At 64.5% G+C, this 13,685-nt stretch carries 8 protein-coding genes; 5 read left to right on the top strand and 3 right to left on the bottom strand.

The window, feature by feature from the left end:
* Positions 1-125 precede the first annotated feature (125 nt).
* Positions 126-1,658 (bottom strand): MFS transporter, encoded by a 1,533-nt coding sequence (locus AC3EC3_RS08725; protein WP_488489245.1) that lies wholly within the window; start codon positions 1,656-1,658, stop codon positions 126-128.
* 129 nt (positions 1,659-1,787) lie between these two features.
* Entirely contained in the window at positions 1,788-2,822 is a 1,035-nt protein-coding gene (locus AC3EC3_RS08720; RefSeq protein ID WP_488489244.1) for a LacI family DNA-binding transcriptional regulator, read from the bottom strand.
* A 319-nt stretch (positions 2,823-3,141) separates the two neighbouring features.
* Here AC3EC3_RS08720 and AC3EC3_RS08715 point away from each other — a divergent pair, with 319 nt between their 5' ends.
* From AC3EC3_RS08715 to acpA, 5 genes are all read left to right on the top strand, one after another.
* The gene (locus tag AC3EC3_RS08715; RefSeq protein WP_488489243.1) at positions 3,142-5,922 is read left to right on the top strand and encodes a TonB-dependent receptor; all 2,781 of its coding nucleotides are present in this window, start codon (positions 3,142-3,144) and stop codon (positions 5,920-5,922) included.
* 244 nt (positions 5,923-6,166) lie between these two features.
* On the top strand, positions 6,167-7,903 hold the full coding sequence (locus AC3EC3_RS08710; protein WP_488489828.1) for an alpha-amylase family glycosyl hydrolase: 1,737 nt from the start codon (positions 6,167-6,169) through the stop codon (positions 7,901-7,903).
* Positions 7,904-7,930: 27 nt separating this feature from the next.
* Complete coding sequence (locus tag AC3EC3_RS08705) at positions 7,931-9,538, top strand: alpha-amylase family glycosyl hydrolase (RefSeq protein ID WP_488489242.1); 1,608 nt, start codon at positions 7,931-7,933, stop codon at positions 9,536-9,538.
* Positions 9,535-11,625, top strand: a complete 2,091-nt coding sequence (locus tag AC3EC3_RS08700; RefSeq protein WP_488489241.1) for a glycoside hydrolase family 97 protein — start codon at positions 9,535-9,537, stop codon at positions 11,623-11,625. The genes AC3EC3_RS08705 and AC3EC3_RS08700 overlap by 4 nt, the downstream gene beginning before the upstream one ends.
* Before the next feature lie 114 nt (positions 11,626-11,739).
* The gene (acpA, locus tag AC3EC3_RS08695) at positions 11,740-13,404 is read left to right on the top strand and encodes an acid phosphatase (protein ID WP_488489240.1); all 1,665 of its coding nucleotides are present in this window, start codon (positions 11,740-11,742) and stop codon (positions 13,402-13,404) included.
* Between the two features lie 59 nt (positions 13,405-13,463).
* Here acpA and AC3EC3_RS08690 read toward each other — a convergent pair.
* Positions 13,464-13,685, bottom strand: a 222-nt coding sequence (locus AC3EC3_RS08690; protein WP_488489239.1) for a hypothetical protein, incomplete at its 5' end; no start/stop codon positions are given.

The following is a 13,685-nucleotide window of genomic DNA, read 5'->3' as shown; positions in this document are numbered from 1 at the left end:
ATTTTTGAGGCGGCACCGGCCCTCTCCCCCACCCTACCACCCGCAGGATACTACCGTTGGGTGGTAGGGTGGGGGAGAGGGCCGGTGCCGCAAAATTCGCATTTCGCGAATTTTCAAACGGACTCTCAGGCGTTCTCCCGCACCCGAAGTGAGACCAGCGCGGCGATCAGCAGGGTGCCGCCTGCAAAGGCCATCGTCCAGACCGGCTGGCCGGGGAACAGCGCCTTCATGATCGAGCCCATCACGGTTGCCACCAGCAGTTGCGGTAGCACGACGAAGACGTTGAACAGCCCCATGTAGATGCCCAGCTTCGCCTGCGGCAGGGCGCTGGCCAGCATCGCATAGGGCATGGCGAGGATCGAGGCCCAGGCAATGCCGATGCCGATTTCGCAAACGATCAGCGCATGGGGATCGCGGACCAGCATGAACCCGGCGAATCCGGCTGCGCCCAGCGTGAGGCACAGCGCATGGGTGCGGGCCTTGCCGATCCGGGCAGAGAGCCACGGAAGCAGCGCCAGCGCGGCCAGCGCCGCAACGCCGTTGTAGACCGAGAACAGCACGCCCACCCAGTTCGCCGCCTGCTGGTAGGCGGCACTTGCCGGATCGTCGGTGCCGAACTGGATCATGGCGACCACCGGCGTCGTGTTGATCCACATGATGAACAGTGCGGACCAGCTGAAGAACTGGACCACCGCCAGCCGCTTCATGATCGGCGGCATGCCGGAAAAGTCACCGACGATGGCGCCAAGCATTCCTGCAGGTCGTCCCGCGCGGGCCATCAGGATCGCGACGGTCACGCACAGCCCGTATCCCGCCAACAGCGCGGCGAGGAGGTAGACTTCCTTCTCCAGCGCCCATGCCTTCACGCCGAGTGCCACCAGTGCCCCGGCGAGGATCCACACCAGCCCCGCCAGCGGGTGACGCCGGGCGAGGGCGGCGGTGGTTTCCGGTCCATCGCAAGCTGCGCTGTCTTCACCGAACCTTGCCATTTCCTCCGGGGCATATTCGCGCGTCGTCAGGACCGTCCACAGCACGGCGGCGAGCAGCGCCACGCCGCCGACGCGGAAGCTCAGCCGCACGGTTTCGGGCAGTGTGCCGGGCGTCGCCACATTGCTGACGCCCCAGAGGTCGAGGAGGTAGGGAAACAGCGAGCCGATCACGGCGCCCGCGCCGATGAAGGCGGTCTGCACCGCGAAGCCCGCCGTGTGCTGGCGCCTGTCGAGCATATCGCCCACGAAGGCGCGGAACGGCTCCATCGACACGTTGAGGCTGGCGTCCAGCATCCACAACAGCATGGCGGCCATCAGCAGCGAGGAACTCACCGGCATGGCGATGAGCGCGACAGCGGCAAGCAGCGCGCCCGCCAGAAAATAGGGACGCCGCCGCCCGAGGCGACCCAGCCATGTCCGGTCGGAAAGATGCCCGACGATCGGTTGTACCAGCAGCCCCGTCAGCGGCGCAGCGATCCACAGCGCGGGCAGATCCTCGATCGAGGAGCCGAGCGACTGGAAGACCCGGCTCATGTTCGCGTTCTGCAAGGCGAAGCCGATCTGGATGCCGAAGAAGCCGAAGCTGATGTTGAAGAGCCCCGCCCAACCCTGCCGGGGTTTGCGCCAGTGGTACGGGCGAAGCGCATCGTCGGGGCGGGTGTCATGCATGCGGCAACGATCCTCTCACAGGCCGCGCAAGACTTGTGCCGCGTCGGCTGATCCGCCCGCATCGCATGCACGCGGGCCTCTCACAAGCGAGGGGCCTTACGCATACGAATGCATGGCCTCGCCCAGGGCCTATCGCCCGGTCGAGCCGCGCACCACCAGCCGCGTTTCCAGCGCGACGGGGGGCGGCTCGCGCCCCTCGATCCGGGCGACCAACGCATCGACCAGCCGTTCGCCTGCCCCTCGCAAGTCCTGCATCACGGTGGTCAGCGGCGGGCGCGCCATCGAGGCGGCAGGCAGGTCGTCGAAGCCGATCAGCTGGACGTCGGCGGGGACCGAAAGCCCGGCTTCACCCAGCGCGCGAAGCACGCCGATGGCGATCAGGTCGCTGGCGGCGAACACCGCGTCGAACCGTGCGCCGCTGTCCAGCAGATCGTGCATCGCGGCATGGCCGAGGTCTTCGTGGCTGATCGCCGCACGGACCAGCGCCGGATCGGCTTCAAGCCCCGCTTCGACCATGGCGGCGCAGAGCCCGCGATAGCGTTCGGCGAATTCGGGATAGTGCTCGTCCGCCTGGCCGATGAAGGCGATCCGGTGCGCGCCATTGGCAATTAAGTGGTGCCCGGCAAGCATCCCTGCGCCATAGTTGTCCGAACCGATGGTGGTGCCGATGGCCTGCTCGCCAAGCGCCCCCCAGCGCACGAACTGCGTGCCCTGCGCGACCAGCTGGCGCAGGCGGCTGCGATAGAGCGTGTAGTCACCGTATCCCAGCAGAATCAGCCCGTCGGCGCGGTGGCTGTCCTGATAGCGCACGTGCCAGTCGTCCTCCATCTTCTGGAACGAGATCAGCAGGTCCAGCCCGTGATCGGCGCAGCGCCGGGTGATCGAGGAGAGCATGGCGAGGAAGAACGGGTTGATCTTGGAATCGTCCGGCGTCTGCTCCTCGAAGAACAGCAGGGCGATGCTGTTCGAGCGTTGCGAGCGCAGCGACGAGGCGTTCTTGTCGACCGAGTAGTTCAGCTCGCGCGCGATCGTCTCTATCCGGGCACGGGTCTCGGCGCTGACCGAACGATGGCCGCGCAGCGCCCGGCTTACGGTGGGCTGCGAGACACCGGCGCGATAGGCGATGTCGAAACTGGTCGGCCGGTTGGTGGGCTTTCGTCCCATGAGTCTTCTGTCTCTCCCCTGTTGCGGCGCTGGCGTTCGTTGCCGTGCCATTCGTTGCCGGAATTGCACGCAGTTCGCCGGATCGTCATGCACTGCCGGTCATGGCATTCTGGCCACGGGACCGGACGGGCGTGCGACCGTGGCTTTTGTGTTGCATCCAGTTTGCAGCAATGTTGCGCATACGTATGCCATATTATGCATTGCCTCGTCGCGGTCTAAACGCAGGGCAAGGACCACGCCACGGCGAACAATCGCCGGGCAGGCCACGGGACTCGGGAAGGGCATCTTCCGGGTACCGGACTTGAGGAGGAGGATTGAGATGTCGCTTCGCATGCATTCGCCCGCGCGTCGCGGGTCGTCGTTGACGGCAATCGCCACGGCGTTTCTCGCCGCAGGGCTGGGTGGTTTCGCCACGCCGGTTCTGGCGCAGGACGCGACCGACCCGGTCGAGAACGAGGCTCCGGCCGAAGGAACGATCATCGTCACCGGCTTTCGGGCCAGTCTGGAAAGCGCGGTCAACCGCAAGAAGCAGGCGCAGCAGATTGTCGAATCGGTTTCGGCCGAGGACATCGGCAAGCTGCCCGATGCCTCGATCGCCGAGTCCATCGCGCGTCTGCCGGGGCTGACCTCGCAGCGTGTTTCGGGCCGCTCCAACGCGATCTCGATCCGTGGTTTCGCGCCCGATTTCTCGACCACGCTGCTCAACGGGCGTGAGCAGACCTCGACCGGCGACAACCGCGCAGTGGAGTACGACCAGTACCCCTCGGAAATGATCAGTGCCGTCAACGTCTACAAGACGCCGATGGCCAGCCTGATCGGGCAGGGGCTTTCGGGCACCGTGGACATGCGCACGATCCGGCCGCTGGATGCGGGCAAGCGCATCGTCTCGGTGGGCGCGCGGGGCTCCTATGCCGATCTTGGCAAGCTGAATGCCGGTTCGCGCGACAAGGGCTATCGCGTCAACGCGATGTACGTCGACCAGTTCGCAAACGACACCATCGGCGTCGCACTGGGCGCCAGCTATACCAACGAGCCTTACCAGATTCAGGAGTTCAACTCCTGGGGCTATGCCGATGTCGACGAGACCAACAAGGTGATCGGCGGCTCTAAGTCCTATGTCACGTCCACCACGTTGAAGCGCCTCGGCGTCAACGGCACCGTGCAGTGGCGGCCCGAACCGCAGCTGACCTTCACGCTCGACGGGTTCTATTCCGATTTCAAGGACGACCAGATCAAGCGCGGCATCGAACTGCCACTTTACTGGGGGCCGGCCCCCTTGCGCGACGGCTACACCGCTTCGGACGGCCTCATCACCGATGGCACCTTCGACGAGGTGAAGGGCATCGTGCGCAACGATGCCTTCCGGCGCCATGCCAAGCTCTATTCCTTCGGCCTGAACGGCGCATGGGAAGGCGATGACGGCTGGAATGCCACGGCGGACATCAGCTATTCGCGCACAGACCGCAGCGAACTGGTGGCCGAGACTTACGCGGGCACCGGGCGTCTGGGTTCGGGCGCGACCGATTCGATCGGCTTCCACAGCGCGTCTGACGGGGCGAGCTTCACGCACCTGCTCGATTACGGCGATTACGACACGATCCTGCTCACCAGTCCGCAAGGCTGGGGCGGGACCCAGATCGGCACCGACGGCACCACGATCCTTGGCGGGCAGGACGGCTATTACAACAACCGCATGATCCGCGACCGGCTGTGGCAGTACCGCTTGGGCGTCGAGAAGAAGATGGATGGGGCGCTCAGTTCGATCCAGGCGGGCTGGAACTACACGAACCGCTCCAAGTCGCTGGTGCCGCAGGAGTATTTCCTGGGGCTCAAGGCGAACACCGATGGCACCACCAGTGTTCCGGTGCCGGACGAGTTCCGTCAGGGCACGACCGAGCTTTCCTATCTCGGCCTTGGCCCGGTGATCAGCTACGATCCGGTCGCGCTGATCAACTCAGGCATCTACAATCTGGTCGCGAACCCTTACGGCGATGTCGTGGTCAAGAGCTATGCCATCAACGAGCGGGTGATGACGGGCTACCTGCAGGCGAACTTCGATGCCGATGTGGGCGCGGCGAAGTTCACCGGCAACGTCGGCGTGCAGGCGAACTGGACCGAGCAGAAATCGCGCGGCGCCACCGCCGTGCTGCTGGGCACCAATGCCAATGGTTCGCCCAACGTCGGGTCCGAGCAGCGCAATGCCAGCACCGATTACTGGGACGTTCTGCCCAGCCTCAACCTGTCTCTGCGCTTCCCCAACGACTTTGTGGTGCGCTTCGGGGCGGCGCGTGAAATCGTGCGTCCTCGCCTCGACGACATGCGGGCCTCGCTGAGCGTCGGTTACACCATCACCGGCGACGTGGCGCAGGTGACGGGGGATTCGGGCAATCCCGACCTTCGCCCGTGGCGCGCCAATGCGCTCGATCTGACCCTTGAAAAGTACTTCGGCGCAAAGGGGTATCTGGCGGCCCAGTTCTTCTGGAAGGACCTGAAGACCTACGTCTACAATCAGGACATCACCATCCCGACCAGCCAGCTGGCACTTGCCAGCCCCGGCGATGGCATCAGCGTCTCGCCGACGGCGCAGATCAACGTGCCGATCAACGGCAACGGCGGCAAGCTCTACGGTGTGGAACTGGCGACGACGTTGCCGCTGGAAGAGATCGTGCCCGCGCTGTCCGGCTTCGGCTTCACCGGCTCCGGATCGTACACCAAGTCGAAGATCGCGCCGCAGCCGGGTGAACCGTCGAGCGCGCTGCCGGGCTATTCCAAATGGGTGATCAACGGAACCGCCTACTTCGAGAAGTGGGGCTTCAATGCCCGCGGATCGGTGCGCTATCGTTCGACCTTCATCGGTGAAGTCTCGGGCTTCGGCGCGAACCGCGTGCGGCGCCGCGCGGCGGCGGAGACCATCGTCGATGCGCAGATCGGCTACGATTTCCAGCCCGGCAGTGCGCTGGAGGGCCTCTCGCTCTACATTCAGGGACAGAACCTCACCGATGCGCCGTTCATCACCAGCAACCCCGGCGATACGCGTCAGGTGATCGACTACCAGCGGTATGGCCGCCGGTTCCTGGCGGGCTTCACCTACAAGTTCTGAGTGAACCCGATTGTCCGCTTCCCCTGAGCGGACGGGCACGACCGGGCGGATCAATCCTCCCCGTCCGGATGTGCAAAAGCGGCGGCGTGCCGGGAATGTTTTCGGCACGCCGCCCTCCCGCTTCGCAAAGCTGATGCAGAGGACATGTTTCGTGTTTCATCCTTTTCGCCCCACCCAATTCCTGCTTGCCGCCGCATTCTCGTCACTTGCGGTCGGTTCGGCGCAGGCGGGGCCGGTCGAGGACATGCGCGCCCGCAAGCCCGAGCAGGAGGTGATCTATTTCGTCTTGCCCGACCGTTTCGAGAACGGTGATCCTGGCAACGATCACGGCGGGCTGAAGGGCGATCGCCTGCACACCGGGTTCGATCCTTCGGACAAGGCCTTCTACCACGGCGGCGACCTCAAGGGGCTGACCAAACGGCTGGATTATATCCAGAATCTTGGCGTCAGCGCAATCTGGGTCGGGCCGGTGTTCCGAAACAAGCCGGTGCAGGGGCCTAAGGGACAGGAAAGCGCCGGCTATCACGGCTACTGGATTACCGATTTCACCCACGTCGATCCGCATCTGGGCACCGATGCCGATTTCAAGGCGCTGGTCGATGCTGCGCATGCGCGGGGCATGAAGGTCTACATGGACATCATCGTCAACCACACGGCAGACGTGATCCAGTATCGCGAAGGCGCGGCGCAGGGTTATCCCTATCGCTCGAAAGCGGCCTATCCGTTCTCCCGCAAGGGCGGTGTATCGGGGGCGCCTATCAACGCAGGGTTTACAGGGGACGACAATCCCGATCTGGCGAACTGGGCCAAGCTTGTCGACCCGGCCTTTGCCTACACGCCTGTCGTTCCCAAAGGCGAAGCGCATGTAAAGGTGCCGGCCTGGCTGAACGACCCGATCTGGTATCACAATCGCGGCAATACCGACTGGAAGGGCGAAAGCGCGCAATACGGCGATTTCGTCGGCCTCGACGATCTGGCGACCGAGAATCCGCGCGTGGTGTCGGGGATGATCGACATCTACGGGGACTGGATCGACCGCTTCGGCATCGACGGTTTCCGCATCGACACCGCCAAGCACGTCAATCCCGAATTCTGGCGCCAGTTCGTGCCCGCGATGCAGGCGCGCGCCAAGGCCAGGGGTATCCCCAACTTCCACATCTTCGGGGAAGTGACCACGGATGGATACGATCCCGCTCTGCTGGCCTCGTGGACGCGCAACTCCGGGCTGCCTGCGGTGCTGGATTTTGCCTTCATGCACGCGGTGATTTCGGCGACCGGCGGCAACGCAGGCTCGCAGGATCTGGCCCGCATGGTCGAGGACGATGCCCTCTACGAAGGGGGCAAGGCAGCGGCGATGCAACTGCCGACGTTTCTGGGCAATCACGACGCCGGGCGGATCGCGATGTTCCTTGAAAAGGCGAACCCCAAGGCCTCGCCAGCGGAAATCCTCGCGCGGGATCGGCTGGCGCATGCCATGTTGCTGACCCTGCGTGGCGTACCGACGATCTACTATGGCGACGAGCAGGGCTTTGCCGGGACCGACGGAGACCAGCGTGCACGGCAGGACATGTTTCCCTCGCAGGTCGCGCTCTACAATGCAGAAGCGCTGGTGGGCAGTTCGGCGAGCACGGCGGCATCGAACTTCGATCCGCAGCAGCCGCTGTATCGTTTCATCGCCAGCCTGGCGAGACTGCGCCGGGCGACCCCGGCGCTGACCGATGGCCGCACGGTACTGCGGGCATCCTCGGACACGCCGGGGCTGTTCGCCGTCTCGCGCTTCGATCCGGTGACCGGGCGCGAAGTGCTGCTGGCCTTCAACACCTCGGCAAAGCCGCTGTCGGCGCCGGTGCAGGTCGAGGCGGGGGCGAGCCGGTTCGATGTTCTGGCGGGCGAAGGCTGTGCGGCGAATGTGGCGGCACCGGGTTCGCTGGAGGTGACGCTGGCGCCCTTCGACTTCGCGGTCTGTGCGGCGAAGCCCTGAGAAAACGGACGACCCGAAAGGTTCGCAATGACAGATACCAATAGCGAATGGTGGCGCGGCGCGGCGATCTACCAGATCTATCCGCGCAGCTTTATGGATGCGAATGGTGACGGGATCGGCGATCTTGCCGGGATTACCAGTCGCCTCGATCACGTTGCCCGGTTGGGCGTGGATGCCATCTGGGTTTCGCCGTTCTACACCTCGCCGATGGTCGATTTCGGCTATGACATCGCTGATTACTGCGACGTCGATCCGATCTTCGGAACGCTGGCCGATTTCGATGCACTGGTGGCGCGGGCGCGTGATCTTGGCCTGAAAGTGATCGTCGATCAGGTCTATGCCCATACCTCGGACCGGCATCCCTGGTTCGCGGAAAGTCGCAGCGATCGCACTAACGCCAAGGCGGATTGGTACGTCTGGGCGGAGCCCAAGCCCGACGGTTCGCCGCCGAACAACTGGCAATCCGTGTTCGGCGGGCCTTCGTGGTGCTGGGACGCGCGGCGGGGGCAGTATTACCTGCATAACTTCCTCAGTGCGCAGCCGCAGCTCAACTGTCATTTGCCCGAGGTGCAGGAGGCCTTGCTGAACGTCGCGCGATTCTGGCTGGATCGCGGCGTCTCCGGGTTCCGCATCGATGCGCTGAATTTCACGATGCACGACCCGCTGCTGCGCGATAATCCGCCTGCCCCCGATGACGGCAGCGTGCGGACGCGACCGTTCGACTTCCAGTTGCAGACCTACAACCAGTCGCACCCGGACATTGTCCTCTTCATCGAGCGGTTGCAGGCGCTGATCGCCAGCTATCCCGATACGTTCTCGCTGGCTGAGGTCGGCGGGCGCGATGCGCGGCGCGAGATGCAGCACTTCACGAAGGGCCGCGCCCGGCTCGACAGCGCCTATGGCTTCGATTTCCTCTATGCAGAGGCGCTGACGCCCGCTCTTGTCGCAGGGGCGCTGGCGGCATGGAGCGACGAAGCGGGGGCGGGCTGGCCGAGCTGGGCCTTCGAGAACCACGACGCCCCCCGTGCCCTGTCGCGCTGGTGCATGCCTGAGGATCGCGAGGCCTTTGTGCGGATGAAGGCGATGCTGCTGCTGTCGCTGCGCGGCAATCCCATCCTCTTTCAGGGCGAGGAACTCGGCCTTCTGCAGGACGAGGTGCCGTTCGAGCAGCTACAGGACCCCGAGGCCATCGCGAACTGGCCGCTTACCCTGTCCCGCGACGGTGTCCGCACGCCGATGCCGTGGCAGGGCGCGGCGCGGAACGGCGGCTTCAGCACCGGGGCGCCGTGGTTGCCGCTCTCGGCACAGAATCTGGCGCGCGCTGTCGATCGGCAGGAGGCGGATGCGCAATCGCTGTTGAAGCTGACGCGCGATCTTCTGTCCGTCCGCAGCGCGTCGCCTGCCTTGTGCCGGGGAACCTGCGATGTGCTGCTGGCCGACGAGAGCCGCCTTGTGCTGCGTCGTCGTGAAGCCGGGCAAAGCGTGATCGCCGTTTTCGAGCTGGCAGGGTACGATAGCGGCTGGCCGGATATCATTACCACCGCCGGGCAGGTGCTCGTCGCCGTCAACGGCGCGAAGCCCGGCGTTCTGCCGCGTTTCGGCGCAATCTGGATACGCGAAGGAGACCTTGCATGAAACCGTTTGGATTGATGGCCGCCGCCGGCCTGGCCCTGACGACGCTCACCCAGACGGCGCCTGCCCTGGCGCAAGTCGGCACGCCCAGCGCTGTTCCGGCGAAGAGCGTGACGGCAACCTCCCCGGATGGCTCGCTGGTGCTGACCGTCGCGATCGACAACGACAGTCGCCCGGTCTGGTCGCTGTCGCGCAAGGGCAAGCTGCTGATCGCGCCTTCGAAGCTGGGCTTCATCCTGACCGACGGGCTCAATCTCGTTCGCGGCTTCACGATTCTGGGCAGCCAGACTGCCAGCGCCGACAGCACCTGGGAGCAGCCATGGGGCGAGCGTCGCTTCGTGCGCGATCATCACAACGAGGTGCTGGTGCGCCTGCAACAGTCGCCGCAGCAGGGCGGGCGGCTGATGAACATCCGATTCCGCCTGTTCGATGACGGTATCGGCTTCCGCTACGAGATGCCGCAGCAGCCCGGCCTGAAGACCATGCGTATCGCCGATGAGACGACCGAGTTCTCGATTGCCCCCAAGGGTACGGCGTGGTGGATTCCGGGGGGCGAGTGGAACCGCTATGAGCAGGTCTATCAGAAGACCCCGATCGATGCCGTCTCCACCGCGCATACGCCGATCACCATGCGGCTCGACGACGGCACGCATCTGGCGTTCCACGAGGCAGCGCTGGTCGACTATTCGGGGTACTGGTTCAAGCGCGCCGATGGTCAGCTGTTCCGCACGACGCTTTCACCGGGGTCAGGCGGGGCGCGGGTGGTGCGCGATCTGCCGTTCGACACGCCCTGGCGCACGATCCGCATTGCAGACAGTGCCGCCGGGCTGGTCGAGAACGATCTCGAACTCAACCTCAACGAGCCCAACAAGCTGGGCGATGTCAGCTGGGTCCATCCGGCGCGCTATATCGGCATCTGGTGGGGCATGATCCGCGGCGACTGGACCTGGGCCGAAGGGCCGCGTCACGGCGCCACCACGGCACGCACCAAGCAGTACATGGATTTTGCCGCCGCCCACGGCTTTCGCGGGGTGCTCGTGGAAGGCTGGAACAAGGGCTGGAACGGCGACTGGTTCGGCCATGGCGACGAGTTCAGCTTTACGCAGGCGACGCCCGATTTCGATCTCGATGCGGTGACGAAGTACGGCGCGAGGAAGGGCGTCCATCTGATCGGCCATCACGAGACCGGAGGCAATATCGCCAATTACGAACATCACCTCGAAGACGCCATGGCGCTCTACCAACAGCACGGCGTCGAGGTGGTGAAGACCGGCTATGTCGCCGATGGGGGCGGCATCATCGCCGACAGCGACCGGCCGGGCGATCCGGCGGGACCGCTGCGCATGGAATGGCATGACGGCCAGCGTCAGGTCGAACATCACCTCGCCGTGGTGGAGGCGGCTGCCCGCCACCACATCGCCATCGACGCGCACGAGCCGGTCAAGGATACAGGCCTTCGCCGCACTTATCCCAACTGGGTCTCGCGCGAAGGGGCGCGGGGCATGGAATACAACGCCTGGGGTGCCTTTGCGAACGGGCCGGATCATGAGCCGACGCTGGTCTACACCCGGATGCTGTCGGGGCCGATGGATTTCACGCCCGGCGTGCTGAGCCTGGAAGGCGCCGATCATGCGCCGCTCGCGTCCACGCTGGCCAAGCAGCTCGGGCTGTACCTTGCGATCTACTCGCCGATCGAGATGGCGGCAGACTTCATCGAGAACCTCAAGGCGCACCCGCGCGAAATGGCCTTTATCGAACATGTGCCGACCGACTGGGCAGAGAGCCATCTCATCGCCGGTGAGGTGGGCGACTATGCGATCTTCGCGCGCAAGGACCGCAACAGCGAGGAATGGTTCGTCGGCGGGGTCAACGATGCAACCGCGCGTGACCTGACCTTGAGGTTCGACTTCCTGCCGGCAGGCAAGCGTTACCGGATGTCGGTATGGAAGGACGGGGCGGGGGCAACCTACCTCACCGATGCGCGTCACCGCATCGCCTATGACACCGTGACGATCGCGAAAGGCGATGTCTATCCGCTCTGGCTGGCGCCGGGGGGCGGTGCGGCGATGCGGCTCGTGCCGGTGGACTGAGGGCGCGAAATAGGCGGACGCGCTGGCGAGAATCGTTGCCGTTGCAATTGACGATCGTCGCCGTGTGGTCACAAAGGGGGCGTAGCAGCCGCGCCAGACAGGAGTATGCCCCCGATGAGCCAGAACGATTCCGAAGACCGCAAGCCCCTCAGCACCGACCGGCGTGTGTTCCTTGGAGGATTGGCGGCTCTGGGCGCGGCCAGTGTCGCGAGCGGCAGCACGTCTGCCGAGGCGCGCGTTGCCAGCCCCAAGGTGGGCTCACGGCCAGTCACGGATGCCCAGCTTGCCGTGGCGATCGATACGGTTGTCGTGATCTATGCCGAGAATCGCAGCTTCAATAATCTGTTCGCCGACTTCCCGGGGCTTGCCGAGCCGCTGGCCAATGTTCCGGCCGAGCGCACCGCCCAGCGTGATCGCGACGGCTCGCTGCTGCCGCATCTGCCCAAGATCTGGGAGGGGCTCGTTCCTGACAAGCAGGTCGTGCAGCATACCGAGTATCAGATCGGGCCGGACGATCTGCCGACGCTGCCGAATGCCCCGTTTGCTCTGCAGACACCGCAGGGCGATCCGCTGCCGCACGGCGTCGTCACGCGCGATCTCATTCACTCGTTCTACAACAACCAGCACCAGATCAATGGCGGCAAGAACGACGGCTTCGTTGCCTGGGGAGACAGCGGCGCGCTGGTGATGGGGCACTACGGCGACATGCGTTCGCAATTGCGCCTGTGGCAGATCGCGCGCGAATTCACGCTGTGCGACAACTTCTTCATGGGCGGCTTCGGCGGCTCGTTCTTCAACCACCAGTATCTGATTTCGGCAACAGCACCGTTCTACCCGGATGCCGACAAGAGCCCGGCGGTGAAGAGCATCGCCAAGCTGGAAGACGCAGATCCGACCAGCATCCGCCTGAAGCTTGCGCCGACCTCGCCCCCCAGTGCGCTCGATGGCCCGGTGAAGTTCGTGCCCAGTACCCTCACGCCGGACTTCTACGCCGTCAACACGATGTTGCCGCCCTATGCGCCGACCTATCAGCTCGATGCCGAGAATCCGGCCTACGCCGACGCGACGAGTTCGCACACGCTGGTCGCACAGAAGCACAAGACCATTGGCGATATGCTTTCAGCCAAGGCTATCGGGTGGGCATGGTATGCGGGGGGCTGGCAGGCGGCGCTCGATGGGCATGCGAACGACGAAGAATTCCCTTCGCGGCCCAACTTCCAGCCTCACCACCAGCCCTTCAATTACTTTCAGCGCTTTGCCCCCGGCACAAAGGATCGGGCGGAGCATTTGCGCGACGGCGGTATGGGCGATACGCCGCGTACCAACCACTTCCTTGCGGATGCGCAGGCGGGCAGGCTGCCTGCGGTCAGCTATTACAAGCCGCAGGGCAATCTCAACATGCATGCCGGCTACTCGGACATTGACGCAGGCGACCGGCATATCTCCGCCGTGATCGATGCCTTGCGTCAGAGCCCGCAGTGGGATCGCATGCTGATCGTGGTCACGTTCGATGAGAACGGCGGCTGGTGGGATCACGTGGCGCCGCCGAAGGGTGATCGCTGGGGGCCGGGCACTCGCATTCCGGCGCTCGTCATCTCGCCGCATGCGCGCAAGGGCTATGTCGACCATACGGTTTATGACACCGGCTCGATCGCCCGCTTCATTACCCGGCGCTTCGGTCTGGAGAAACTGGAGGGGCTGGCCCATCGTGAGAAAGCGATGATCGCAGCAGGAGGAGCAGCCCCTGGCGATTTGACCGGCGCGCTCGACATAGCCTGATTCTGTCTAATTTACGTGCGGATGCCCCGAATCTCCCGCAGATTCGGGGCATCCGCATTTCACGGTGACAACCAAAGAGGCGTTAATCGCTTGGCCCAAGCGATTGAAATCGCAGAAATCTGCCGATCCTTGGATTTAGATGAACTTTTTTTGAAAAGGCTGTTGACCGACTCACTGATGGGTCTTAGAGGGCCTCTCACCGCAGCGGAGCACGCTTCTGCGACGGTCGCCAGACACTGACGGGCAACATGCTCTCCGAGGTTGAAGTCGGGGATGAGTGG

The organism is Novosphingobium sp. BAM6 (assembly GCF_057784955.1).
This window is presented reverse-complemented; position numbering and strand designations above follow the sequence as displayed.

What these genes read in the sequence shown, in the direction of transcription:
- AC3EC3_RS08725 (WP_488489245.1), bottom strand. Translation starts at nt 1,658, where the DNA reads ATGCATGACACCCGCCCCGACGATGCGCTTCGCCCGTACCACTGGCGC.
- AC3EC3_RS08715 (WP_488489243.1), top strand. Translation starts at nt 3,142, where the DNA reads ATGTCGCTTCGCATGCATTCGCCCGCGCGTCGCGGGTCGTCGTTGACG.
- AC3EC3_RS08710 (WP_488489828.1), top strand. Translation starts at nt 6,167, where the DNA reads ATGCGCGCCCGCAAGCCCGAGCAGGAGGTGATCTATTTCGTCTTGCCC.
- AC3EC3_RS08700 (WP_488489241.1), top strand. Translation starts at nt 9,535, where the DNA reads ATGAAACCGTTTGGATTGATGGCCGCCGCCGGCCTGGCCCTGACGACG.
- AC3EC3_RS08705 (WP_488489242.1), top strand. Translation starts at nt 7,931, where the DNA reads ATGACAGATACCAATAGCGAATGGTGGCGCGGCGCGGCGATCTACCAG.
- AC3EC3_RS08720 (WP_488489244.1), bottom strand. Translation starts at nt 2,822, where the DNA reads ATGGGACGAAAGCCCACCAACCGGCCGACCAGTTTCGACATCGCCTAT.
- acpA (WP_488489240.1), top strand. Translation starts at nt 11,740, where the DNA reads ATGAGCCAGAACGATTCCGAAGACCGCAAGCCCCTCAGCACCGACCGG.